Origin of the sequence: Paraburkholderia sediminicola (assembly GCF_902859805.1) — a bacterium.
In the GTDB taxonomy this organism is placed as follows: Bacteria; Pseudomonadota; Gammaproteobacteria; order Burkholderiales; family Burkholderiaceae; genus Paraburkholderia; species Paraburkholderia sediminicola.
In genome coordinates this window covers 155,310-180,062 of the sequence record NZ_CADIKC010000008.1, presented here as the reverse complement: position 1 = coordinate 180,062, position 24,753 = coordinate 155,310, and the positions used below count along the sequence as shown (strand labels likewise).

Here is a 24,753-nt window from a genome sequence, read left to right as displayed (position 1 = left end):
GTTTCAAGTCGCTTTGCCCTATCAGAGCATTTGGTTTTTCACGCCCGGAGTAGACATGACGGCAACATCAACGCGTCGGCGGGTCGACGTGCCGCGGCAACTGTCCGCGCCGCAGACATCGCTGTACACGAATCTCGAAGTCTCCTCGGACCGCGATCCGGAAAAGGCCGCAATCCTTTACTACGGCAGCACCGTCAGCTACGGGCAGTTGCGGCGCGAAGTCGATGCGATGGCCGGATTTCTGCAGCAGCACTGCGGCATCGCCCGGGGTGAGCGCGTCGTCCTGTATATGCAGAACAGTCCGCAGTTCGTCATCGCTTTCTATGCGGTGTTGCGCGCGGATGCGGTAGTGGTGCCCGTCAATCCGATGAACCGGACGGCGGAGCTGCAACACATACTTGAAGATAGCGGGGCTAGAGTCGCCTTTGTGGGCGTTGAACTCATGGAGCACGTACGGCCGCTGTCGGGTCGTCACGTGGACTATGTGATCTCTGCACGTTATGCCGACTATCTTCGTGAGGAGACCGATCTGCCGCTGCCTGACGTTCTGACATCGTCCGGCGCGCAGCCTCATGCAGATTCTGTAGACGGCGAGGCTGCTCCAATCGGCTGGAATGAGGCGCTTTCACGTGCGTGTGTTCCGCGCGGCCACGAATCCGGGCCCGAAGATCTGGCGGTCATTCCGTACACGTCCGGCACGACCGGTCGCCCCAAGGGGTGCATCCACACTCATCGTAGCGTGATGCATTCAACGGTCTCGTGCGCTGAATGGCCGAGTCTCGCGAACGGGAGCGTGATGCTGTGCTCCGTGCCCTTGTTTCACGTCACCGGCATGCAGAACTGCATGAACATGCCGCTATACATCGGCGCGACGATGGCGATCATGACGCGCTGGGACGCGAAATGCGCCGCGCACGTAATCGAACGCCACCGCGTCAGCACATGGGTCACGGTTCCGACGATGCTGATCGACCTGCTGAACCTGCCCGATATCAACAGGTTCGACCTGAGCTCCATTGCGTACCTGAGCGGCGGCGGTGCCGCGATGCCGCAGGCTGTCGCGCGGCAGATAGAGAAGCGTTGGGGCATTCCGTATGTGGAAGGCTACGGCCTCACCGAGACGATGGCAGCGACTCACATCAATCCGCCGAAGCACAGCAAGCAACAGTGCATGGGAGTGCCGGTCTTCAATACCGATTCACTCATTGTCGATCCCGAGACGCTCCAGCCCCTCGGTGAAGGAGAAACAGGCGAGATTCTCGTCAGCGGGCCTCAAGTGTTCGACGGGTATTGGAAGTCACCGGAAGCCACGCAGGAGGCATTCGTTCTGATCGACGGGAAGCGCTACTTGCGCACGGGAGATCTCGGCTATGTAGATCGGGACGGGTACTTCTTCATCGTCGACCGGCTCAAACGCATGATCAACGCCTCCGGCTACAAAGTCTGGCCGGCCGAAGTCGAGGCCATGCTGTTCGAGCATCCCGCCATACAGGAAGCGTGTGTCATTGCGACTCAGGATCCGCGACGCGGCGAGTCGGTCAAGGCGGTCATCGTGCTCCGGCACGGCGAGTACGTGACAGAAGATGAAATTGTGTCGTGGGCCCGCGAGCGCATGGCGTCCTACAAGGTCCCGCGTGTTATTCAGTTTGCCGCCAGCCTGCCTCGTACGGCGAGCGGAAAGATCCAGTGGAGACTGCTGCAGGAAGAGGAAGCGCGGAGTCGAAACGCACAATCCGAAGTCCGCCGGCTGGATTGATCTGTTGCCTGAAGGGCTGCAAGTTCGATTAATGAAATTCGTAGTGCGACATAATAATACTGGAGTTCGTCAATGAGGAAGGTAAGGAGATTGTTTGGGAAAGAGCGGCATCGATGCAAGGCTCGCGTGGTTGCTGCCATCATGTCCACTGCGACGCTGTACGCTGTCTCAGCAGCCGCGCAGTCGTCGGTAACGCTTTACGGCCTCGTCGATACGGGAATTCGCTACACGACTCATGCAGATTCGCAAGGCGATTCTCTCGTTCGTCTCGCCAGCGGCGCAAGCGAGAGCCACTTCGGATTCAAGGGAGTGGAAGACATTGGTGGAGGAACGAAGGTCATATTCGATCTTGAGAATCGATTCTTTCCGAATTCCGGAGCGACCGACCCCGCTTATCCGTTCTTCAATACGGCCTACATTGGCGTGCAGTCGAGCCGTTACGGAAAGTTGACCATGGGGCGTCAGATCAACCCACTAGCCGACGCAGTGCTGAGCGCGTACGTGACTAATCTCTGGCTCCCGACCTTCTACCAGTTTCGGCCAGAAGTCATGATGGCTCAGGGCGTGTGGACAAGCAACATGGTCAAATATGCGGCGCGCTGGCAATACCTGACGGCCGAGGTGTCGTATGCGTTTGGTGGTAATGCAGGCGCATTTGGTTCTGGAAGTCAGATCGGGGCATCGCTTCTCTATTTGCCCGGCGAACCATTGCGCCTCGCTGCGGCGTACCTCGACTCGCGCGATGCCGTGAACACTTCCGCGCACCTCAAATCCTGGACGGCCGGTGGATCCTATACGTTCGAAAATACGACGTTCACAGCCGGCTGGGCCGGGAACCGGCAGGACGCCGGGTTTGTCGGCAATTTCCCTAACGGGCCATTCAGCGCGCCGGAATTGTCCGCGCTTAAATTCAACACGTTCAGTGTCCGTCAGATGTTTTTTGGCGGGGTGACGCAGCAGGTCGCGGACGTGATTCACCTTTCTGCGAATGTGTGGCGCACGATTCAGACCGGAAAAACGCAAGCGGCCGACGGGAACGCGACGCAATTCCAGCTGCTCGCGGACTACAACTGGTCGAAACGCACGGATACCTATCTGGAGGTCGACTATTCGCTGTACCGCGGCGGAATGGTTGGCGCCCAGTTCCAGGGCATCAACGCGCTGAGCTCGGCATATGGCACAACCCAGCTAGGCATCATGGCTGGCTTGCGGCATATGTTTTAGGGCCTGTTATCAGCGTGAACAGGCCCCAAGCGTCCTGCGGGACGCTGCGCTCTTCCTATCCAGCCAGCTCGCGATGCAATGCCATGAATTCCAGCGCAAGCTTATGCCGCGGATCGAGGTGAACCATCGGCTTGGCGTGCTGATGCGATTCGCGAATCCTCACGGAAGAAGACAGTCGTGACTCCAGCACCGGCAAGCCCTCGCTGACCAGTTCCTCAACCAGTTGGACAGGCAGGCTCGCGCGAGGCTGGAACTGGTTGATCACAATCCCTTCGACTGCCAGATCGGAATTATGGTCCTGCTGAATTTCCTTGACGTTGTCGAGCAGCGTATAGAGCGCGCGGCGAGAAAAATCGTCGCAGTCGAACGGGATCAGGCAGCGTTCGACCGCAATCAATGCGGAGCGGGTGTAGAAATTCAGGGCCGGTGGTGTGTCGATATAAATCGCGTCGTACGCATCGTCCAGTTCATTCAGCGCGTCGCGTAGCTTGTAGATTTTGTAGCGGGACTCGAGCTTGCCGTGCAAAGCGTCAAGCTCCGGATGAGAGGGCATCACATCGAGGTTCTCGAACGGCGTGGGGTGGATAAAGGTCGAGACCGGTGTGGGCTTGAAGCTGAAACTCAGGGCCGTTTCGAAGAAGTCCGCCACGCTGGGCTTGAGGCCGCTCGCCTGCTCGCCGAGAAGGTATTGACTGGAATTGCCCTGAGGATCGAGATCGATGACCAGGGTGCGCAAACCCTCGCTGGCACTGATCGCCGCCAGGTTGCATACGATGGTCGATTTACCCACGCCACCCTTCTGATTGAAGACGACACGCCGCATCTGGTTTGCCCCTTTTTGCGAGAACTGGCGAAAACTTGCGAAAGGCACAGCTTACCCTGGCGGCCCCCCGTAGCCCTGATTCGATGGCCGTTCCCGCGTCGCGGCCCTTGCCCCGCGGTCACTTCCTGACAGTTCCCCTGTTCGGGGGATGGCTCCCCCTTGGCAAACACCCGATGATGGCTTCACTCGGGATGCCACCGTGCGCGACAAGCACCGACTGACCTGTGTCAGCCCGATCCATTTCTCGACTTGAGGAGACGTAGATGCAGGACGCCGTGCAGGGATCGACACCATCCCCTTATGCCTATCCGCTGCTGATCAAGCAACTGCTGCACACGCCGTTCGTTCAGGCACCGGATCAGGAAATCGTGTACCGCGGCCAGCTGCGGATGACCTATACCACGCTCAGAGAACGCATTGCGCGGCTCGCCAATGGCCTTCACGAACTCGGCGTACGGCACGGCAGCACCGTGGCCGTGATGGACTGGGACAGCCACCGCTATCTGGAATCGTATTTTGCGGTGCCGATGATGGGCGCCGTGCTTCAGACGGTCAACGTGAGGTTGTCGGAGGCGGAGATCGCCTACACGATCAACCACGCTGGCGCCGAGGTGCTGTTTGTCCACACCGATTTTCTGCCCGTGGTCGAAGCGATCAAGGATCAGCTTGAAACGGTCCGCACCTTCGTGTGGATCGACGAGCCGGGCAGCGACGTGACCGCGCACACCATTGGCTTCGCCACGGAATACGAGGCGATGCTTGAAGCGAGCGCGACGAGCTACGATTTTCCCGACTTCGACGAGAACACCCGGGCCACCACTTTCTACACGACAGGGACCACCGGCTTGCCCAAGGGCGTGTATTTCTCGCACCGCCAGCTGGTCCTGCACACCATTACCTTGATGGGGGCGCTGTCGAGCCCGGTATCGGGCCAGCGCTTTCATCGCGGCGACGTGTATATGCCGCTCACCCCGATGTTCCATGTGCACGCGTGGGGCATGCCCTACATCGCGACGGTCATGGGTGTGAAGCAGGTTTATCCGGGCCGTTATGTGCCGAATCGTCTCGTGCAACTGATCCGCGAAGAAGGCGTCACGTTTTCGCACTGCGTCAGCACGATCCTGCACATGCTGCTCTCCTGCGATGACGCGAAGCACGCGGACTTCAGCAAATGGAAGGTGATCATCGGCGGCGGCGCGTTGCCGCACGGTCTCGCGCGCGCCGCGCTCGATCGCGGCATCGACATCTTTACCGGCTATGGCATGTCCGAGACCTGTCCCGTGTTGAGCCTTGCGCAACTTCCGCCGCACAGCGAGCCGCTCGATCTCGAAGAAGAGGTACGCCTGCGCTGCAAGACCGGTTTCCCCGTTCCGCTCGTCGACTTGCGCATCGTCAATGAGGACATGGAAGACATCGTGCACGACGGCCGGGCCTACGGCGAGATCGTTGCGCGTGCGCCGTGGCTGACGCAGGGCTACCTGAACAATCCGGATGCGTCCGGGCAACTCTGGACAGGCGGATACCTGCATACGCAGGACATCGCGAACATCGACGCGACCGGCAACATCCAGATCACGGACCGTATCAAGGACGTCATCAAATCGGGCGGAGAGTGGATATCTTCGCTCGAAATCGAAAGCCTGATTTCACTGCACCCGGATGTCTCGGAAGTCGCGGTGATCGGGATCAAGGACGAGAAATGGGGCGAGCGGCCGGTTGCACTGGTGGTGCGCAAACCGGGCGCCGCAGTCACCGAAGACGACGTCAAGGCGCACGTCATGGGCTTCACCAAAACCGGACGAATCTCGAAGTACGCGGTGCCGCAGATCGTCAAATTCGTCGATGCGCTGCAGAAGACCAGCGTCGGCAAGATGAACAAGAAGTGGTTGCGCGAGCAATTCGCCTGACCCGTCGCCAGGAGCAAACACGATGAGCATCAAAGGATATAGCGTCGCCACGATTGACGACTTCGTTGGCCGCGAACTGGGTGTGTCGGACTGGGTTCTCGTCGATCAGGCACGTATCGACGCCTTCGCAGCATGCACGGGCGACAGGCAGTGGATTCACGTGGATCCCGAGCGCTCGAAACGCGAAAGCCCGTTCGGCGGCACGATCGCGCACGGCTATCTGACGCTGTCGCTGCTGGCGTCGCTCGCCATCGAGATCGGACTCATTCCTGAGGACGCATCAGCCGGGTTGAACTACGGGCTGGACAAGGTGCGCTTCATGACACCGGTGAAAGCGGGAGCGCGAGTGCGAAACCGCGTCACGCTGATTTCGGTGGAAAAGAAGGGTGGCGGCCGGATCATCGTGAAGACGATGAACGAACTGCAGATCGAGGGCGAGGAGAAGCCGGCGCTCATCGCCGAGACATTGGCGATGCTGGTCTCGCAAGCGTAAGCAGCGCTGTTGACGAAACGGATAGAGATGTTTGAGGAGCAGCAAGATGGCGGCAAATGACGAAAGCAAGGCACGCAGCGAGCAGACGAACGACCTTGCGGCGTCTGCCGCGGAAGGCATGCTCGGACCGAATCCGTTCGTCGGATTGCGGCCGCAAGACATTATGGCGACTGCGCAGCAGATCGGCGCCCAGGCGCTGCGGCAACCCACCCTGGTCATGGAGCAGGAGGCGGCGCTCGTCCGCGACCTGATCGCCGTGCTTGGCGGCAGTGCGGACAGTACGCCGCCGCAGGGCGACAAGCGCTTCACCGACCCGGCGTGGCAGACCAATTCGCTCTACCGTATGACGCTGCAAGCCTACGTAGCGTGGCGTAGTGCGCTGACCGGGTTTGTCGATCGCTCTGCGCTCGACGCGAAGAGCAAGGAACGCGCGCAGTTTGTGCTGTCGCTCTTCACCGACGCGCTGTCGCCGACGAATACGCTGCTCGGCAATCCCGCAGCACTCAAGAAAATCATCGATTCGGGCGGCGCCAGCCTGCTTGGCGGCATGCGCAATCTCGTGACGGACATGCTGCAGAACCAGGGGATGCCCGCGCAAGTCGACCGCTCTGCGTTCAAGGTGGGCGAAAATCTCGCCACGTCGCCGGGCTCGGTGGTCTTTCGCAATGAGGTGCTCGAGCTGATCCAGTACGCGCCGGCTACCGAGCATGTGTATGCCCGCCCGCAGCTGATCGTGCCGCCTCAGATCAACAAGTTCTACGTGTTCGACCTCTCCGAAGGCAAGAGCATCGTCGACTTTCTGGTGAAGAGCGAGTTCCAGGTGTTCATGGTGAGCTGGCGCAATCCCACCGCCGCGCAAAGTCACTGGGACCTCGATACCTATGTGACGGCGCTCCTCGAAGCGATCACGGCCGTGCGCGACATTACCGGCAGCGACGACGTCAACCTGCACGGCGCCTGCTCGGGTGCGATGACGATTTCGGCGCTCCTCGGCCACCTCGCAAGCCGGGGCGACACGAGCGTCAATGCCGCCACGCTGATGGTGGCGGTGCTGGACAACACGGCTGATTCGCAGCTCGGTCTCTTTGCAACGCCGGAAGCCATCGCGGCCGCGAAGCAGAACAGCACATCGAAGGGTGTGCTCGCCGGTGAAGAAATGGGCCGTGTGTTTGCGTGGATGCGACCCAACGACCTCGTCTGGAACTACTGGGTCAATAACTATCTGCTCGGCAAGGCGCCGCCCGCTTTCGACATCCTGTACTGGAACAACGACGCGACCCGGCTGCCCGCGGCGATGCATGGGCAACTGCTCGATATTTTCACGGGCAATCTGTTCAGCAAGCCTCACGCGCTGACGGTGCTGGGCACGCCGATCGATCTCTCGGAAGTGGCGTGCGACAAATACGTCGTCGCCGGCATGACCGATCACATCACGCCGTGGAAGGGCGTGTACAACACGGCGCGCACGTTCGGCGGCAAGACGCGCTTCGTGCTGAGTTCGAGCGGTCACATCCAGAGCCTGATCAACCCGCCGGGCAATCCGAAAGCGAAGTTCTTCCTCAACGCCGATTTACCCGCCACCGCCGACGCATGGCTTGCCAGTGCCCAGGCTGAAAAGGACTCGTGGTGGGCCGACTGGCGCACGTGGCTCGTGGATCATTCCGGCGAGCGGCGCGCCGCTCCGGCGACAGTAGGCAACAAGCAGCACCCCGCGAGCGTGAAGGCGCCGGGAACGTATGTCATGGAAGCATAAGGGAAGCATAAGGCACCAAAGCACAGGCACCCGCGCCCTCATTGACAGCACTTTTTTTAAGCGCACTTTTGACCGCACCGTAGTCAACATTTTCTTAACGTAGTTTCAATGGAGTATTGATGATGGATTCAACCAATTTCAACAGCATTTTCGCCGAGTATAAAAAGGTCGTTGGCCAGTTCAAGCTGCCCGGCATCGACGTGGGCGCGCTCCTCGAGTCGCGCCGCAAGGACGTCGAGGCGATCGTCGAAGCCAACACGACCGCGCTGGCAGGCGTGCAGTCGCTCGCTCAGAAGCAGTCGGAGATTCTCCGCACGACGCTGACTGAAGTGCAGTCGCTCGTCAGCCGCGTTGCCCAGTCAGGCGGCCAACCGGCGGCCAACACGGGTGAAGTGGTGCAGCAGGCGTTGAACAAGGCGCTGGTGGACATGCAGGAACTCGCAGACACCGCATACCGTGCGCAGGCTGACAGCGTCGCCGTGGTCACCAAGCGCGTCGCCGAGCACGTCGAGGAACTGAAAACGCTCCTTCAGCCGAAGAAGTAATGCCGAAGAAGTCATACGACAGCGCCCATGCGGCATGCCGACGCGTCGAATGAAGCGTCCTTTCAGAAGATGATCCGGAAACAAAAAATGCACACGAACCCCGAGTCTCTTTGCAGCATGGAAATCCAGACGATCGATCTGGACGGTCAGACACTGCGTGTCGCAACCTGGAGCGGCAGCGATGCTTCGCCGCCGCTCCTTATCTTCAACGGCATCGGCGCCAACCTTGAACTGGTGGAGCCGTTCGTCGCGGCGCTCGAAGACGTGAGCGTCATCATCTTCGACGTTCCCGGCGTCGGCGGTTCGCCCGCACCGGTCGTGCCGTACCGCTTTTCGACGTTGTCCGTGCTGGCGGACAAGCTGCTGACGCGGCTCGGTCATGAAGGGGCCGTCGATGTGCTCGGCGTTTCGTGGGGCGGCGCGCTGGCGCAGCAGTTCGCGCATCTGTACCCGGGGCGCTGCCGCAGGCTGATTCTCGCGGCAACCTCACCCGGCGTCATCATGGTGCCGGGCAAACTGTCGGTCTTGTCGAAGCTGCTCGGGCCGCGCCGCTATACCGATCCCACCTACCTGCAACAGGTGGGCGCGGATATCTACGGGGGCGCTTACCGTCGCGATCCGTCGTTGCTGAAGGCGCATAGCCGGCACATTCAGCCGCCGCGTGGCCGCGGCTACCTCTATCAACTACTGGCGGCTACAGGCTGGAGCAGTCTGCTGTGGCTCGGCGCATTGCGCCAGACAACGCTGGTCATGCACGGCAACGACGACCCGATCGTGCCGCTCACCAACGCCAAGATTCTCGCAGCCCGTATCCCCGATGCGACGCTCTATGTGATCGATGACGGTCACCTGTTTCTCATCTCGCGGGCGAGTGAAGTCGCGCCGGTGGTGCGCAGGTTTCTCCGGCAGGGGGCGAGTTGAGTTTCTCCGCGCGCGGTAGCGATGGCGAGCGGGCGGCTATTGCGAATGCGCACGAAGACCGCAAGGCAAGCGGCCTGACGCGCATGCGGCGAACAGCGACGTGCCTGCTCGTCTGCATGATTGCGTTGCTGCTGGTGTGTGTTGCCTGGCAAGCCGACCATGCGTGGCTTGCGTGGCCGCGCGCGTTTGCGGAGGCAGGCACCGTCGGCGCGATCGCGGACTGGTACGCCGTCGTCGCGTTGTTCCGCCGTCCTTTGGGTCTGCGGATTCCACATACAGCGATCATTCCGCAAAACCAGCAGCGCATTGCCGAGAGCCTCGGCAAGTTCGTCGAAGAAAATTTTCTGACGCCGGAACTCATCGTCGAGAGGCTGAGCAGCCACGATGCCGCACAGGCGCTAGCCCGATGGCTGGAGCAGCCGGCGAACAACCGCGGAGTGGCCGATATCGTTGCGGATGCCGTGGCAGGATTGCTCGACGGTATTGACGAAGCGGATGCCCAGTGGTTTTTCGACCGCTTGGTGATACCGCAGTTGCGTACGCTCGATGTATCCCGCGTGGCCGGTGACGTCATCAAAGTACTCACTGAGAGCGAGCGGCATCAGCCGTGGCTGGTTCGCGGACTCGAAGTGCTGGAGAGATGGCTTACGGCGAACGTCGGCATGATCAAGGCCAAGTTCAGCGAGGCCTCGAGATACACACCCGCGCAGCTTGACACGTATATCGTCAGTAAATTTATCGAAGGCATCGTTGCGCTCCTTCGTGAAGTGGCGGCGAATCCGGATCACGAACTGCGCCATCAGTTCGATGAGGCCCTCGAGGATCTGAGCGTGCAATTGCAAACATCGGCTGTACACCGACGTTTCGGCAAGTCGCTTATGCGCGACTGCATCCGATATTTCAGACATGCGGACCACCATCGCGTGTTGCTGGAGCGTTTGCGTATGCGTGTGATCGCCGATCTCAGCAGCGAGCAATCGGCCGTGCGCGATGCCATGACGAGCATGCTGGCTTCGCTCGGTAAGCGGATCAGCCGTGAACCCGCGGTTCAACACAAACTGAACGCGTGGTGGCTCGCGCTTGCACGCGAACTCGTCGTGCGCTACGGGCGCCAGCTCTCCGTGCTGATCACCGAGGTCGTAAAGGGCTGGAATGCGGATGAAGTGAGCCGCAAGATCGAGGCGGAAATCGGCCGCGACCTTCAGTATGTGCGGATCAACGGCACGTTCGTGGGCGGTATGGTCGGCGTGCTGATTCACGCTGCCACGCTTGTCGTCATGCGTTAAAGCGTGCGCTAGCCGGTCGCGACCAGACCCAGTGCCTGCGCGCGCGCAACCGCGTGTGCGCGCTTGTCGACATCCAGTTTCACGAAGACGTTCTTGACATGAGTCTTGACGGTTTCAGGCGCAATCCCCAGGGTGCGCGCGATCTCCTTGTTCGACTGCCCCTGGGCAATCAGCTCGACGATGCCGCGCTCCCGTGCGCTCAACGGCTCGCGTTCCATATCGCGCCTGGGTGTGACGGGCTCGTAGAGCGCTCGCCAGCCGTCCAGCAGCCGATCAATGTAAGCGACGATCTCCTTGGTCTGCGGGGTCGAACGTGTATCGTCGCGAACGGCCTGCAGAAGCGGCCCGATTTCCGGTCCCTGGTCGAGAATCGAGCGGTAGATGCCGCTATTGGCGCTCAGCACCTCGCGAAAGATTTCGACGGCGCGCGGCTGGTTGTTCGCACGCAACCAGACGAGCGCGATCACGGTGCGCAAGCGCAGCGCGAGATAGTCGCCGTGCCGGCTTTCGACGCTTTGCAAAGCGGATGTCAACGCCCCGAGGGCTTCCTCTGTCCGGTTCTGGGCCATCGCCACCCAGGCGACCGAGATCGCGCGGTAAGTTTCGATCTCCGGCGAGACGGCATGCTCCGCGGAGGAATGGGCGCCTGCCAGCTGATCCAGTTGAACGACACATGCCGACGCTTCAGTCACTCTACCCTCGGTCAGATAGAGTCGCCCGCGCTCGACAAGAACGCCGGCAATCAGCCGGTCCCAGCGGCGTGCGTAACCGAGAGTCTGCGCCTGATCGAGCAGCGCATAGGCCCGCTCGGTATCGGAACGCGCGATAGCAATCCGGACCAGCACGCGGTAGGCGATCAAGGTGCTATCGAGCAGGACCGCCAGGTCGATCACCGGCATGAGATCGACGAGTAGGGCTTCCGCCTCGTCGAGCCGTCCCTGCTCGTACCAGATCTGCGCAATCATGGGCGCGCACAACGCGGCCGAGATGGATTTCGGGCCGGCATGGCGTTCGGCGAGCTGGATCGACTCGGTGAAATAGCGCTCGGCGAGCGCGAAGTGCATCTGCTGCATTTCGGCATGGCCGAGCAGGCATAACCGGTAGACCGAAGCGAACACGTTGCGTTGGTCTTCCTCGAGCGAATAGGGGATCCACGGTGTCGCGTATAGCGCTTGAAGATTGCCTGATTTCCAGTGCGCGAAGCGCACGACGTTGGAGACGACGTTGGTGGTCCAACTGTCGATCGACGATCCTTCAAGGCACGTCTGTGCGATCGTCAGCGCGCGCGGCGCATCGTCCTGTAGCGCGGCCACGACCGAGCGGATCGCCTGGCACTCCCAGCGAATGTTGTCGACGGTGTCGCTCGAACCTGTACCTGTGTCGCGCTCGATCTCATCGAGTATCGCGAGCGCTTCGTCAAAACGCATCGCCAGCGCCATCCCCCAGGCAATTGCGAGCGTGATCGTGACCTGACCGCGCATCAGATGCGCTGGGAACTGCCGTTGCCAGCCGAGCAGCGTGAGCAGGTCGCCCTTCGTGACGAGCGCCATCGCGCAGTGAGCCATCAGGGAGACGGCGTCTTCCGTATCGCCCGCGGCGATCGCGTGCTTGACGGCGTCTGTCCAACGCGACTCTTTGGCGTACCACTGGCATGCACGACGATGCAGATCCACCACCTGATCGGGATGCTGGGTTTCGAGCCGCCGATGCAGGTACTCGCCCATGAGGTGGTGATAGCGGAACCAGCGTCCGTCGATATCGAGCGGTTCGAGCAGCAACTGGCGTGCGGAGATCGTATCCAGCATGCCTTGTGCGGCCGTCATGCCGGTTACTGCTTCGCATAGCGACGCCGTCAGGCGGTCGAGTATCGAGGTGCGCTGCATGAACTCGACCATCTCGGCCGGCAAACGCTTGAGCATGTCTTCGAGGTAAGCGGCGAACGGCCGGGATGCGCCGGATGGCGCGCTCACGTCCCAATCCGGCTTGCCTTCGTCACGCGACAGCACCGAGGCCGAAATGCGCAGTGCCGCAGCCCAGCCTTCGGTACTCGCGAACAGCGACTTGACGCGGGCAGCGCGCAGCGCGCCTGGGCATTCGTGTTCGATAAAGCTGCGCGTTTCGTCGAAGTTGAAACGCAGTGTCGACGCGTCGATTTCCAGAAGCTCGTTGCCCGCTCTCAGGTTGGCGAGCGGCAGCGGCGGATCGGTACGCGTGCAGACCACGACATGCACGTTCGACGGCGCGTTCACGATGAAGTACGACATGGCGTCGTGAATGGCGGGCAGGCTGATCAGGTGATAGTCGTCGACGAACAGATAGACCTCGTCGTCGACGTCGACGAGTTCGTTGATCAGCGTCGATACCACTGAATGCGCCGGCACGAGTGACGCCTCGGTAGTCAGGCTGACCGCGGATACGCCGACGCTCGTGCAGGCGTTGCGCAAGGCCTGCGCCAGGTGATGGAAGAAGCGCGCGGGCTCGTCGTCTTCCGTGTCGAGCGAGAGCCACGCGACATAGGCGCCGCTCGCATTCAGCCCGTTGAGCCACGTGAGCGCCAGCGATGTCTTGCCAAAACCGGCGGGCGCCTTGATGACCGTGAGCCGTTTGTATTCCGCCTTTCCGGCGAGCGAGAGAAGGCGCGGGCGATCTATCAATCCGGCGGGCAGGCGCGGCGGAAACACCTTGGTTGCGAGGAAGAGAGGCGGCCTGATGGGGGACGGCGCTTCTATCACGTGCATTAGTTGCTCCGGGCGTTCGGGTTGACCCTGGCTGCCATTCCCCCTCCATGCAATCGCGTTCCCCTGTAAGGGGGATGTTGCATAGCGTCGCGCCGGGACACCATGGATTCCATAGAAATCATACGCCCAACCACCTCGCAGGAGGAGACATGTCAACCGCAACGAATCACATTGCAGCGCACAAACTCGGTCCGCTCGGCGCGCAGCCCGGACTCTCCGAGATGAACCAGATGGTCCAGCAGAGCGTGCATCGTTACGCAGAAGAAGTCATGCGTCCGATCGGCGTCAAGCTCGATCGCATGACACCCGAGGAGGTGATCGCCAAGGGCTCGCCGTACTGGGAGGCTCGCGAAAAGTTTGTCGGGCTGGGCTTTGGCGTCGACGGGCTGTTCGAACTCGAACCCGCCGAACGGGCGACGACGATGAGCATCCTGTTCGAAGAACTCGGCTGGGGCGATGCGGGACTCGCGATCACGTACGGCGCAGGCCTGCTGCCCGCACTGATGAGCGCGATGTCCGGCAACGCGTTTTGCCGTGCGCTCGCACCGGACGAGAAGCTCGGCTGCTGGGCCATCACGGAACCCGATCACGGCTCCGACATGCTCGACGTGAACGGCATGCTGTTTCATCCACAGGGTACGTACGGACGGCCTAACTGCGTGGCGACGTTGCGCGGCGACGAGGTGATCATCAACGGGCAGAAGTCGGCGTGGGTGTCGAACGGTATCGCCGCCGACGTGTGCATTCTTTATTGCGCGGCGGACAGCGGCAGCGGTGCCGACACGAAACGCGGCGTGGTGGTGATCGTGCCGCTCGATGCCAAAGGCGTCTCGCGCGGCAAGCCGCTCGACAAGATCGGCCAGCGCGCGCTCAACCAGGGCGAACTGTTCTTTGAGAACGTCAGGTTGTCGAAGGAGCATCTCCTCGCTGGCCCCGACCAGTATATCGACGCGGTCTACGCGATCCACACGTTCGCCAACGCGATCATGGCGACCGTTTTTACCGGTACCGCGCGCGCGGCGTTCGAGCTCGCGCTCGCATACGCGCATGAGCGCAAGCAGGGTGGTTTGCCGATCATCCGTCATCAGTCGGTCGCGTCGCGCCTCTTTCACATGTTCCGCAAAGTCGAGGCTTCCCGCGCACTTGCCCAACGTGTCGTGCACTACAACTTCACCGCGGCGCAGCCTTCGCTGCACGCGGCAATGACGGCGAAGGTCACCGCGACCCAGACCGCGTTCGAAGTCGCCAACGACGCGCTGCAGATCTTCTGCGGCAACGGGCTCACACGCGAGTATCCGATCGAAAAGATCTGGCGCGATGCACGCGCGTCAATGATCGAGGACGGCTGCAACGAAGTGCTGGCGATCAAGGGTGGCTACTACCTGATCGACCCCGAGCTGCTTTGAACGGCACGGCGCGTCCACGCAATCTGATGACAACCTGAAGGAGACGACGAAATGGCAACGATATACGAAGTGGTCCTCTATGGAGCGAGCGGCTACACGGGCAAGCTCACGGCATGGAAGCTCGCTGAGCGCGGCATTCCGTTCATTGCCGCCGGGCGCAGCAAGGAACGGCTGGAAGAAGAACTTGCGAAGGTGCCGGAACTCGCCGGACACGACTATCAGTGCGTGGCGGTTCAGCACGAGACAGACGCGCTCACCGAATTCTTCAAGGGCAAGAAGGTGGTGATCAATATCGTCGGGCCGTTCATGCAGCTCGGTCGCCCGGTTGTCGAGGCGAGCCTCGCGGCCGGTTGCAACTACTTCGACACCACCGGCGAAACCGACTGGATGTCGCTGTTGAAGCGCACGTATGGCGAGTCCTTCGCGGCCCGGGGTCTGGCGCTGTGCCCCGGCAATTCATACATGTGGGCCGAAGGCAATCTCGCAGCAGAGATCGCGCTGGAAACCCCGGGCATCGACACGCTCGACGTGCTCTATCTCGGCGACTCGGAAGTGAGCGTGGCCTCGACGATGTCGTTTCTGCGGATGTGCACGCAGCCGCAGTTCTACCTGCGCAACAAGCAACTGGTGCAGTGGCCTTGGGCCACGCCGTATCAGGTTCACGTGCCGGGCGAACACATGTTGCTGAATGCGTTGCCATGGAGCGGCGGCGGCGAGCCGGTCTGGTACCAGGACGATCCACGCGTACGCAATTGCCAGACGCTCGTGTCGTTCAGAAATCAGGAGCGCTTTCTCGCGGTGGTCGGCCTGCTGAAGAAATTCGAGGAAGAGTGTCGCCATCTCGATCCCGCCAAACAGGAAGAGGTGACCAATGAGTGGGGCAAGGCCGTGACGCAGGTCGAGCCCCCGCGCGAAAACCCGGACGTGAATCGCTGCACGTTGTCGTGCCAGGGGCGCGGCAATACGAATTCCGTCAGCGTGATTCTGCGTGGCAATTCGCCCTATGCGCAAACCGGTGTGCTGGGTGCGGAGGCGGCGCGCCGTGTATTGCGCGGGCAGTTGAACGCAGTCGGTTTCGTTTCGCCGGCGAAAGCGTTCGGTGCGCGCAACCTGGTCGCCGCGCAGGCCGAGGAAGGTTACCTCGCCTACGAAGTAAAGAGCGTTTGACGACGAATCGGACGGTTCGCGCTGGCGACATGTGGTTTGTGACGTGTAGCGCGCCTCCTCGCGGTGGAGAATCGATATGGGTAACGAAGTGTATATCGCGGGCGTCGGCATGACGCCCTTCGGCAAGCATCTGGACACCAGCATGAAGCAGCTCACGCGCGCGGCAGTCGAAGACGCGCTCGCGGACGCAGGCTGTGACAAGGCGCAGTTGCAGGGCGCGTTTTTCGGCAATTCCACGCAGGGGCACATGGAAGGCCAGCACATGATTCGCGGCCAGCTTGCGCTACGGGCGATGGGCATCGACAAGGTCGCGGTGATCAACGTCGAGAACGCCTGCGCGAGCGCCAGCACCGCGTTTCACCTCGCCGTGAACTACGTGAAAGCCGGCGCTGCCGACATCGTGCTCGCGGTGGGCGCCGAGAAGATGTTCTCCACGGACAAGGCGCGTACCTTCAGCGCCTTCGACGGTGCATGGGACGTGCATGACACCGGGAACGGCAAGCGCCGGCTGCTCGAGATGGGCGAGGGCATCGAGCCGCCCGAGGGCAGCGTCTCGACGAAACCGTACAGCGTGTTCATGGATATCTACGCGTCGATGGGCCGGATGCACATGCGCGAATACGGCACGACGCAGCGGCAGTTCGCCGCCGTGTCGGCCAAGAACCACGGACATTCGGTTCACAACCCGCTCGCACAGTACCGCCAGGCTTATTCGATCGACGAGATTCTCGGGGCTCCGCCGATTACCTATCCGCTCACCCTCCCGATGTGTTCGCCCGTCAGCGATGGCGCGGCCGCGGCGATCGTGTGCAGCGAGGCCGGCCTCGCGCGGTTAGGCGGGCGGCGCTCGCGCGCCATTCGTGTGCTGGCGTCCGTGCTGCAAACGGGCAGCGACCGGCCGGCCACGGCGCTCGACCGGCATCTGGTACGGCTTGGCTCCTTGAAGGCTTACGAGCAGGCTGGCGTCGCGCCGCAGGATGTCTCGGTCGCCGAGGTGCATGACGCGACGGCGATCGGCGAAATCATCCAGTCCGAAGTGCTCGGACTGTGCGCGCCGGGCATGGGCGGGGTGGCCGCGGAACGAGGCGAGACGACGATAGGCGGGCGGATTCCGATCAATCCGTCGGGCGGCCTGGAATCGAAGGGGCATCCGATCGGTGCGACAGGACTCGGCCAGATTTATGAACTGGTGACCCAGTTACGCGGTGAGACAGGCGCTCGCCAGGTCGAGGGCGCGCGCATCGCGATTGCGGAGAACGGCGGCGGACTGTGCGGCGTGGAAGAGGCCGTCGCCAGCATCACGATCCTCGGACGCTGAGGCCGCAACGTGAAAACGCGCACGCGCAAGACCGATCCGCATCTGCAAGGAGAGAGGGCGTCATGAGCACCACACCCGAAACCACGTTGGCAGCGTTGCTCGCCAACCGCGTCGAGACCATGCCGGATCTCGACGTGCTGACCGTCGAAGGCGCCGGCGTGCGGCCCGACGAGGCGCGCACGTACCGGCAGTTGTGGGAGAACGGCCAGCGGCTTGCGCAGGTGTTGATCGATCGGGGCTTGCAACCCGGCGAGCACTTCGCGCTGCTGATGGCCAATCACGCGGAGTTTATCGATGCGATGGTCGCGGCGTCGATTTCGGGCACGGTGTTCGTGCCAATCGATCCGCGCGCGCGAGGCGAGAAGCTGGCCTTTATGCTCGGCAGCCCGGGTTGCCGCGGCGTTATCGCCGCTGACTATGCGCTCGACAACCTGCTTGCCGTTCGCGCTTCGCTGCCCAAACTGTCCTGGGTGATCGGCCTGGAAACGGACGAGGGCGCCAAGCCGCTCACCGATTTCCCCGACGTGTTGTCGTACCGCGCGTTGCTGCCGGAGCGGGTGCCCGAATTGCCGGTCGTGGCCCGCGATCCCGACAGCGCGATGCAGTTGATTTTCACGTCCGGCACCACGGGCGATCCGAAAGGCATCGTCATGACACATCGCCGCTATTGCAGCACCTCGGCGGCGGTGTCGGCGCTGTTTGGCTACGTGCCCGGCGACCGGCCGTATTCGGGACTGTCGCTCACGCATGCCAACGCGCAGATCGTGACGCTGGGCGCCTCGCTCACGGCCGGCATGCGCGCCGTGCTGTCGCGCCGCTTTACGAAGTCTCGTCTGTGGGAGATCACCCGCAATTACCGCTGTACGACGTTCACGCTGCTCGGTGGCATGACTACGGCGGTCTACAGCGAACCGAACAAGCCCGATGATGCGGACAACCCCGTGCGCTTCGTGATATCCGCAGGAATGCCCGCGGCGATCTGGAAGGCCTTCGAGCAGCGCTTCGGCGTGCAGATCGTCGAGTTCTACGGCGCGGCGGAAGGCGGGATCACGGTCAAGCCGCTAGGGATCGGCCCGGTGGGCAGTATCGGCAAGCCGGCGCCGATTCTCAGGCACCGCATTGTCGACGACGACGGCAACGACTGCGCGCCCGGCGTGCCTGGCGAGCTGCTGTTCCGTCCGGCGGATGGCTCGCCGTTCAAGGTCGAATACTTCGGCAATCCGGAAGCGTCGGCGAAGAAGTGCAGGGACGGCTGGCTGTATATGGGCGACGTCGTGCGCGAAGACGAGAACGGTTGGCTCTTCTTCGAATACCGCAAAGGCGGCGGCATTCGCCACAACGGCGAGTTCATCAATCCGGCGCCGATCGAGAAAGTGATCGCCGAATCCGGTCTGGTCGAAGACGTCTACGTGTACGGCGTGAAGGCCGCGTCGGGCGCGCCCGGCGAGAAGGACGTGGTCGCGGCGGTAGTGCCCAAGGACGCGGCCCGTTTCGACCCGCAGCAGATATTCCGCGCATGCCGCGCGAAGCTGGAAGCAAGTTCGGCCGTCACCTGGTTGCAGGTGGTGACCGAGATACCGAAGACAGCGTCGGAAAAACCGCTTGAACGCTATCTGGTCGACATGTTCGACGGCCATCGCAACAGCGTGTTCGCCGAGGCGCCGTGACGGTGCGCGGCAACCCCTAAGCAATTTTCAAATGGAGTAGGCAATGAAAGTACTTGTTCCTGTCAAACGCGTCGTCGACGCGAATGTGAGGGTCCGCGTAAAGGCCGACGGCAGCGCTGTCGACATCGCCAACGTGAAGCTCTCGATGAACCCATTCGACGAGATCAGCGTTGAAGAGGCCGTGCGCCTCAAGGAAGCCGGCGTGGTGAGCGAGGTGATCGCGGTTTCGTGCGGCGTACAGGCTTGCCAGGAAACGCTGCGCACCGCGCTGGCAACGGGCGCCGACCGCGCCATCCTGGTCGACACGGATGTGGAGTTGCAGCCGCTAGCGGTCGCGAAGTTGCTGAAGGCGCTAGTGGATAAGGAGCAACCGCAACTGGTGCTGCTCGGCAAGCAGGCGATCGACGATGACTCGAACCAGGTCGGCCAGATGCTCGCGGCGCTGCTCGGCTGGCCGCAGGCGACATTCGCCTCGAAGGTCGCGATCGAAGCGGGCAAGGCCACGGTCACGCGTGAGATCGACGGCGGCCTCGAAACGATCGAAGTCGATCTGCCGGCGGTTATTACCGCCGATCTGCGCTTGAACACGCCGCGCTACGCCACGTTGCCCAACATCATGAAGGCGAAGAAAAAGCCGCTCGATGTGGTGACGCCGGACGCGCTCGGCGTCGATGTCAAGCCGCGGCTCACTACGCTCGGGCTCGCGGAGCCCGCCAAACGCGAGGCAGGCATTCGCGTCGCCGATGCAGCCGAACTGATCGACAAGCTGCATAACGTCGCCCACGTCATCTAACCCACAAGGGGAGAAAAAATGCCCGTACTCGTTATTGCTGAGCACGACAATCAGGCGCTCAAGACAGCGACCCTGAATGCCGTTACCGCCGCCGCCCGACTCGGCGACGATATTCATGTACTCGTGGCCGGCTCGCAAAGCGCAGTAGTCGCCGAACAGGCGGCCCGTATTGCCGGCGTCACGCGGGTTCGTTACGCCGACGCCGTGCATTACGGCCATGCGCTGGCCGAGAATCTGGCGGCGCTCGTCGTGAAGATCGCGTCTGACTATAGCCACGTGATCGCATCCGCTACCACGACCGCGAAGAACGTGATGCCGCGCGTGGCCGCGTTGCTCGACGTGGCGCAGATCTCAGAGATCAGTGCCGTCGAATCTGCCGATACGTTCGTACGCCCCATCTATGCGGGCAACGTGCTGGCAAAGGTGCGAAGCGCCGACCCGATCAAGGTGATTACCGTTCGCACGACGGCCTTCGCGGCCGCGCCCGCCGAAGGGGGCACCGCCGCGATCGACGCGTTGGAGCCTGCGGCTGAAGTGCCGGGCTCGCGCTTCGTGAGTCATCAGCTCACCCGCTCGGAACGCCCGGAGCTGACGTCCGCGCAACGCGTGATCTCCGGCGGCCGCGGCATGGGTTCCGGCGAAAACTTCGCGCTCATCGATGACATTGCCAACAAGCTCAACGCGGCGGTCGGCGCATCGCGCGCGGCGGTCGATGCCGGCTTCGCGCCCAACGATTATCAGGTGGGCCAGACCGGCAAGGTCATCGCCCCGCAGTTGTATATCGCGGTCGGCATCTCCGGCGCGATCCAGCATCTGGCCGGGATGAAGGACTCGAAGGTGATCGTCGCGATCAATAAGGACGAGGAGGCACCGATCTTTCAGGTCGCCGATTACTGGATCGTGGGCGACCTGTTCAAGGTGTTGCCGGAGTTGTCCCGCGGACTGGACAAATTACAACAGGATTGATGCAGGAGCACATGATGAGCACTTATATTGCGCCGCTGCGCGACATGCGTTTCGTGATGACGGAACTGGCGGAGCTCGGCGAGTTGTCTTCGCTGCCGGGCTACGAGGAGGCGACTCCGGAACTCGCCGAGGCGGTACTCGAAGAGGCCGCAAGGCTCGCGACCGAAGTGCTTGCGCCGCTCAACAAGCCAGGCGACGAACAGGGCGCGCGGCTGACGCCTGATGGCGTGGTGGCCGCCGACGGTTTCCCGGCTGCCTACGGGCAGTTCGTCGCGGGAGGTTGGAGCGGCCTGAGCGGCGACCCGGAGTTCGGTGGCCAGGGCCTGCCCGAACTTCTGCAGGCGGCGACCGTGGAAATGTGGAACTCGTCCAACATGGCGTTCGCGCTGTGTCCGCTGTTGACCGCCGGCGCCACCGAGGCGTTGCGGCAACACGGTTCTGATGAGTTGAAAGCACGCTATCTGCCGAAGATGGTCAGCGGCGAGTGGACCGGCACGATGAACCTGACCGAGCCGCAAGCCGGTTCGGACCTCGCCGCCGTGCGCACCAAGGCCGTACCTGACGGGGATCACTATCGCATCTCCGGCCAGAAGATTTTCATCACGTGGGGCGATCACGACATGACGGATAACGTGATTCACCTCGTGCTGGCGCGCACGCCCGACGCGCCGGAAGGCGTGCGCGGCATCTCGCTGTTCCTCGTGCCGAAATTCCTCCTCAATGCCGATGGGTCGCCGGGCTCGCGCAACGACGTGCACTGCGTGTCTCTCGAACACAAACTCGGCATTCACGCGAGTCCGACCTGCGTGATGAGCTTCGGCGATCAGGGCGAGGCGATCGGCTATCTGGTGGGGCAGGAGAACAAAGGCCTCGCGCATATGTTCACGATGATGAACGAGGCGCGCCAGAAGGTGGGTATCCAGGGACTCGCGATCGCGGAGCGTGCTTATCAGCAGGCACGCGAATACGCGAAGGAACGTGTCCAGGGACGGCTCGCGTCCAGCAAATCGGGAGGCGCCGTGGCGATCATCCATCACCCGGATGTGCGGCGCATGTTGATGACGATGAAATCCCAGATCGAAGCCATGCGTGCCTTCGCGTATGTGATGGCCGCGGACATGGACCGCGCGCACCGTGATCCGGACGCCGGTGAACGCGCACGTCGCCAGGTGCGTGTCGATCTTCTGATTCCCGTGTTGAAGGCATGGTGCACGGAGCTGGGCGTCGAGATCGCGTCGACGGGCGTGCAGGTGCACGGCGGGATGGGTTACATCGAAGAGACGGGCGCATGCCAGTTCCTGCGTGACGCACGGATTGCGCCGATCTACGAGGGCACCACAGGCATTCAGGCGGCGGACCTTGCCGGTCGCAAGCTCGCTTCAGACAAAGGCGCGGGGATGGCCGACCTGATTGCGGAGATACGTGAGGCCGCGCTGGAACTCACGCGCAGCACGGATACGCTAGTGGCGTCCGTGGGCGCGGCGCTCGCGGACGGCGTGCAGGCGCTTGAAGACGCCACCGCCTGGATGCTGCAGGCCCTGGCGACACAGCCCGATGCCGCGCTTGCCAGTTCCGTCGACTACCTGATGCTCACCGGCTATGTGTGCGGTGGCTGGCAGATGGGACGCGCAGCGCTCATTGCGTCGGGAAAAAACGCAGCGAATGAGGACCCGGACTTTCATCGCACCAAGCTCGCCACTGCACGCTTCTACACCGACAAGATCTTGCCCAAAGCGAATGCGCTCCTGAAGGCGATCCGCAGCGGCGCATCGGGCGGGTCGAGCCTTCCAATCGAGCAGTTCTGAGCGGCGAGACAAGCGGTGCTGCGGGAACAGGTGTCGATGCAAAACTATTGATATGTAATACGAAATAAAGTGGAGGGGATATGTTTAAAAAACTTGCATGCCTTGCGTTAATACCAGGCGCGCTATGTACCAGCAGCGCGATGGCGCAGAGCGCCGGCAGTCTCATAACCAGCGCGGGTGGCGTTTGGCTCGACTTTGCTCCGTCGTCCGCAACCTCGTTGCAGAGCAGTTCGGCTTTGGGCACATTCACGTCAACGGGCACGGGTGGTCAGATACATAACACGTTCACCCTGGAACTCTCGAACACGTATTTCGTCACGGACAATATTGCCGTTGACCTGGCGGCGGGCATACCACCCAAGCTTCAGCTTTTTGCGCAGGGTAAAGCCACACCATTCGGCGCGGGCGGCCCATCGCTCGATCTGGGGAATCTGCAGCCGCTCGCTACCACCCGTTCGTGGTCACCCATTCTGTTCCTGAAGTATTTCTTCTTCGACGCGCAGGCGAAGCTGCGCCCGTTCGTCGGTGTCGGCGTGAACTACACCTGGTTCTCGCATACCAATCTCAATTCGACATTCGGCGGCGCGTTGCAGCAGATTGCGGGGCCGGGCGGACAGGTGACAGCATCGCTCAGTCCGTCGTGGAATCCCGCGTTCGTCGCGGGTGCGTCTTACAACATCAGCAAGAACTGGTATGCGACGGGGTCGGTGACCTATCTGTCTCTCAAGACAAATGCGACGGTTAATGCCGTGGCGGCCAACGGTCAGACGGTGTTGTCCAACAGGACGCGGATCACGGCGGATCCGGTGATCGTCTTTCTTGGACTGGGATACCGGTTTTAGCGGACGGATGTTCTAGCTGCGGCTGCGCTGTGCGGCCTTCGAGACGAGTGAGCAGAGCTGCGCTTTGCCTGCGCCGGGTTCGTTTCCGGTTGAGTCGGCGTTGGAGATGAGTTGAAGGCACGAAAGAAGGGCGCTGCGGCGCCCTTTTTTCGTGTGCCGGGCGTGCTCAAAATCGTGGGCATATCCCTGCGTCGGCCAGTACTTCCTGCGGATTGAGCGATTCCACGTTGTCAGCGATACTGTATGAATGTACAGTATCGTGCGTGGACGGTCAGTGAGTGCATGTTCATTGGGCGTGAGCGGGCGGGGGCAACGGGGCTGAACCTCGTCTCGTCCCATCGAGTCGTAAAAATTTTCAGATGCGTGGGCAAGCCCGCATCGATGCGAGGAGATTCGTCGAAATGTTTGCGTCACTCATTCAGGCGCGCCATGCCTGAGCAACTCTGGCTGCCGGGGCTGGAGGCGCCACCTGTGCCGACTGACGGCCTGTTCTTCGCCGTCTTTCCAGATACGCGCACGGCAACGGGAATCTCGAAGCTGGCGCAGCAGTTTTGCTCAGAGGCGCGCTCGAAGAGCAAACCGCTCGCGGCCAACCGGCTGCACGTCACGTTGCTACACCTCGGGAATTTCGCGGGCGGCTTGCCGCAGGCGCGGGTGGATGCCGCCATGAACGCGGCCGCGTCGATCAGCATGGAGCCCTTTAGCGTCGAGTTCGACAGCGCGGTCAGTTTTGCGCTCAAGCCGCGGCCGGGGCCGCTGGTGTTGGGTGGAGGCGAGGGCGTCGTTGGGCTCCACGCGCTTCACGATGCACTCGGACTGGCATTGCTGAACGCTGGATTTGAGGATCGTGCGGTCTCGCCGACTACGCCGTACGTCCCGCACGTGACACTCGCTTACGGGATGCCCTGGATCGCAACACGTCCTGTCGAAGCCGCCAGCTGGAACGTGCGAGAGTTTGCGCTGGTGCACAGCCTGCTCGGCCGTACCCGGCATGTCGTTCTGGCGCGCTGGTTATTGGCGGCCGGGTGAATATGCTGGCTTGCTTCCGCCATCGGGAAGCGGATGCGTTGCGGCGCAGGGGCCGCCCGTTCTCGATGACTCGCTCAGGCGTTGCTCCGGTCTAGAACCTCACGCCGGTTGCGCAACCGCCGGCAAAGCCGCCGCCGCTTCCACCTGCGCCTCCGCAGAACACGCCGCAGCCTGATAGCGCGGCCGACATGGCAATGGTCGTCATTGTCGCGCGCAGATATCGTTTGAAAGCGCGCTTTCGAAGCCGCGCAGTCAATGCGTTCAGGCGCGGGTCGCCGCATACGGCGCAAGCTCGAAGTGCTGTGTCGAAGTGG

General features: G+C 62.1%; 19 protein-coding genes. 17 read left to right on the top strand and 2 right to left on the bottom strand.

Going from position 1 to position 24,753, the window contains the following annotated elements; genetic code table 11:
* The first annotated feature begins 13 nt into the window (after positions 1–13).
* Both R8871_RS26020 and R8871_RS26015 read left to right on the top strand, forming a co-directional pair.
* Positions 14–1,756 carry a long-chain-fatty-acid--CoA ligase gene (locus R8871_RS26020; RefSeq protein ID WP_322789526.1) on the top strand — a complete coding sequence of 581 codons (1,743 nt, stop codon included), beginning with the start codon at positions 14–16 and terminating at the stop codon, positions 1,754–1,756.
* A gap of 141 nt (positions 1,757–1,897) precedes the next feature.
* Entirely contained in the window at positions 1,898–2,980 is a 1,083-nt protein-coding gene (locus R8871_RS26015; RefSeq protein ID WP_246287722.1) for a porin, read from the top strand.
* A gap of 55 nt (positions 2,981–3,035) precedes the next feature.
* Here R8871_RS26015 and R8871_RS26010 read toward each other — a convergent pair whose 3' ends face one another.
* On the bottom strand, positions 3,036–3,803 hold the full coding sequence (locus R8871_RS26010) for a ParA family protein (protein ID WP_175053026.1): 768 nt from the start codon (positions 3,801–3,803) through the stop codon (positions 3,036–3,038).
* Positions 3,804–4,066: 263 nt separating this feature from the next.
* On the opposite strand from R8871_RS26010, the gene R8871_RS26005 reads away from it, so the two are divergent.
* The 6 genes from R8871_RS26005 (at position 4,067) to R8871_RS25980 (ending at position 10,708) form a co-directional block, all read left to right on the top strand.
* Positions 4,067–5,710, top strand: a complete 1,644-nt coding sequence (locus R8871_RS26005; RefSeq protein ID WP_175053025.1) for a fatty acid--CoA ligase — start codon at positions 4,067–4,069, stop codon at positions 5,708–5,710.
* A gap of 22 nt (positions 5,711–5,732) precedes the next feature.
* Positions 5,733–6,203: a MaoC family dehydratase gene (locus tag R8871_RS26000; RefSeq protein ID WP_175053024.1), complete on the top strand. Its 471-nt coding sequence runs from the start codon at positions 5,733–5,735 to the stop codon at positions 6,201–6,203.
* Between the two features lie 46 nt (positions 6,204–6,249).
* Positions 6,250–7,956 carry an alpha/beta fold hydrolase gene (locus R8871_RS25995; RefSeq protein WP_175053023.1) on the top strand — a complete coding sequence of 569 codons (1,707 nt, stop codon included), beginning with the start codon at positions 6,250–6,252 and terminating at the stop codon, positions 7,954–7,956.
* A 122-nt stretch (positions 7,957–8,078) separates the two neighbouring features.
* Complete coding sequence (locus R8871_RS25990) at positions 8,079–8,501, top strand: phasin family protein (protein WP_093640219.1); 423 nt, start codon at positions 8,079–8,081, stop codon at positions 8,499–8,501.
* Between the two features lie 87 nt (positions 8,502–8,588).
* Positions 8,589–9,422 carry a poly(3-hydroxyalkanoate) depolymerase gene (gene phaZ / locus R8871_RS25985; RefSeq protein ID WP_175053022.1) on the top strand — a complete coding sequence of 278 codons (834 nt, stop codon included), beginning with the start codon at positions 8,589–8,591 and terminating at the stop codon, positions 9,420–9,422.
* On the top strand, positions 9,419–10,708 hold the full coding sequence (locus R8871_RS25980; RefSeq protein ID WP_175053021.1) for a DUF445 domain-containing protein: 1,290 nt from the start codon (positions 9,419–9,421) through the stop codon (positions 10,706–10,708). The genes phaZ and R8871_RS25980 overlap by 4 nt, the downstream gene beginning before the upstream one ends.
* Before the next feature lie 8 nt (positions 10,709–10,716).
* Here the strand turns inward: R8871_RS25980 and R8871_RS25975 are convergent, their stop codons facing one another.
* Positions 10,717–13,446, bottom strand: a complete 2,730-nt coding sequence (locus tag R8871_RS25975) for a LuxR C-terminal-related transcriptional regulator (RefSeq protein WP_175053020.1) — start codon at positions 13,444–13,446, stop codon at positions 10,717–10,719.
* A 149-nt stretch (positions 13,447–13,595) separates the two neighbouring features.
* Here R8871_RS25975 and R8871_RS25970 point away from each other — a divergent pair, with 149 nt between their 5' ends.
* The 9 genes from R8871_RS25970 (at position 13,596) to R8871_RS25930 (ending at position 24,439) form a co-directional block, all read left to right on the top strand.
* The gene (locus R8871_RS25970; protein WP_175053019.1) at positions 13,596–14,852 is read left to right on the top strand and encodes an acyl-CoA dehydrogenase family protein; all 1,257 of its coding nucleotides are present in this window, start codon (positions 13,596–13,598) and stop codon (positions 14,850–14,852) included.
* A 51-nt stretch (positions 14,853–14,903) separates the two neighbouring features.
* Positions 14,904–16,019: a saccharopine dehydrogenase family protein gene (locus R8871_RS25965; RefSeq protein ID WP_175053018.1), complete on the top strand. Its 1,116-nt coding sequence runs from the start codon at positions 14,904–14,906 to the stop codon at positions 16,017–16,019.
* Positions 16,020–16,095: 76 nt separating this feature from the next.
* Entirely contained in the window at positions 16,096–17,337 is a 1,242-nt protein-coding gene (locus R8871_RS25960) for a thiolase family protein (protein WP_175053017.1), read from the top strand.
* A gap of 62 nt (positions 17,338–17,399) precedes the next feature.
* A complete protein-coding gene (locus R8871_RS25955; protein WP_175053016.1) occupies positions 17,400–19,004 on the top strand; it encodes an AMP-binding protein in 1,605 nt (534 codons plus the stop codon).
* Positions 19,005–19,047: 43 nt separating this feature from the next.
* Positions 19,048–19,797 (top strand): electron transfer flavoprotein subunit beta/FixA family protein, encoded by a 750-nt coding sequence (locus tag R8871_RS25950; RefSeq protein ID WP_171926059.1) that lies wholly within the window; start codon positions 19,048–19,050, stop codon positions 19,795–19,797.
* An 18-nt stretch (positions 19,798–19,815) separates the two neighbouring features.
* Positions 19,816–20,763, top strand: a complete 948-nt coding sequence (locus R8871_RS25945; RefSeq protein ID WP_175053015.1) for an electron transfer flavoprotein subunit alpha/FixB family protein — start codon at positions 19,816–19,818, stop codon at positions 20,761–20,763.
* Positions 20,764–20,777: 14 nt separating this feature from the next.
* Positions 20,778–22,568 carry an acyl-CoA dehydrogenase C-terminal domain-containing protein gene (locus R8871_RS25940; RefSeq protein ID WP_175053224.1) on the top strand — a complete coding sequence of 597 codons (1,791 nt, stop codon included), beginning with the start codon at positions 20,778–20,780 and terminating at the stop codon, positions 22,566–22,568.
* 80 nt (positions 22,569–22,648) lie between these two features.
* Positions 22,649–23,410, top strand: coding sequence for an OmpW/AlkL family protein (locus tag R8871_RS25935; protein WP_175053014.1), 762 nt, complete (start codon positions 22,649–22,651; stop codon positions 23,408–23,410).
* A 429-nt stretch (positions 23,411–23,839) separates the two neighbouring features.
* Complete coding sequence (locus R8871_RS25930; RefSeq protein ID WP_175053013.1) at positions 23,840–24,439, top strand: 2'-5' RNA ligase family protein; 600 nt, start codon at positions 23,840–23,842, stop codon at positions 24,437–24,439.
* Positions 24,440–24,753 lie beyond the last annotated feature (314 nt).

Coding starts and splice junctions, on each gene's coding strand:
- R8871_RS26015 (WP_246287722.1), top strand. CDS start 1,898: ATGTCCACTGCGACGCTGTACGCTGTCTCAGCAGCCGCGCAGTCGTCG.
- R8871_RS26010 (WP_175053026.1), bottom strand. CDS start 3,803: ATGCGGCGTGTCGTCTTCAATCAGAAGGGTGGCGTGGGTAAATCGACC.
- R8871_RS26005 (WP_175053025.1), top strand. CDS start 4,067: ATGCAGGACGCCGTGCAGGGATCGACACCATCCCCTTATGCCTATCCG.
- R8871_RS26000 (WP_175053024.1), top strand. CDS start 5,733: ATGAGCATCAAAGGATATAGCGTCGCCACGATTGACGACTTCGTTGGC.
- R8871_RS25995 (WP_175053023.1), top strand. CDS start 6,250: ATGGCGGCAAATGACGAAAGCAAGGCACGCAGCGAGCAGACGAACGAC.
- R8871_RS25990 (WP_093640219.1), top strand. CDS start 8,079: ATGGATTCAACCAATTTCAACAGCATTTTCGCCGAGTATAAAAAGGTC.
- phaZ (WP_175053022.1), top strand. CDS start 8,589: ATGCACACGAACCCCGAGTCTCTTTGCAGCATGGAAATCCAGACGATC.
- R8871_RS25975 (WP_175053020.1), bottom strand. CDS start 13,446: ATGCACGTGATAGAAGCGCCGTCCCCCATCAGGCCGCCTCTCTTCCTC.
- R8871_RS25970 (WP_175053019.1), top strand. CDS start 13,596: ATGTCAACCGCAACGAATCACATTGCAGCGCACAAACTCGGTCCGCTC.
- R8871_RS25965 (WP_175053018.1), top strand. CDS start 14,904: ATGGCAACGATATACGAAGTGGTCCTCTATGGAGCGAGCGGCTACACG.
- R8871_RS25960 (WP_175053017.1), top strand. CDS start 16,096: ATGGGTAACGAAGTGTATATCGCGGGCGTCGGCATGACGCCCTTCGGC.
- R8871_RS25955 (WP_175053016.1), top strand. CDS start 17,400: ATGAGCACCACACCCGAAACCACGTTGGCAGCGTTGCTCGCCAACCGC.
- R8871_RS25950 (WP_171926059.1), top strand. CDS start 19,048: ATGAAAGTACTTGTTCCTGTCAAACGCGTCGTCGACGCGAATGTGAGG.
- R8871_RS25945 (WP_175053015.1), top strand. CDS start 19,816: ATGCCCGTACTCGTTATTGCTGAGCACGACAATCAGGCGCTCAAGACA.
- R8871_RS25940 (WP_175053224.1), top strand. CDS start 20,778: ATGAGCACTTATATTGCGCCGCTGCGCGACATGCGTTTCGTGATGACG.
- R8871_RS25935 (WP_175053014.1), top strand. CDS start 22,649: ATGTTTAAAAAACTTGCATGCCTTGCGTTAATACCAGGCGCGCTATGT.
- R8871_RS25930 (WP_175053013.1), top strand. CDS start 23,840: ATGCCTGAGCAACTCTGGCTGCCGGGGCTGGAGGCGCCACCTGTGCCG.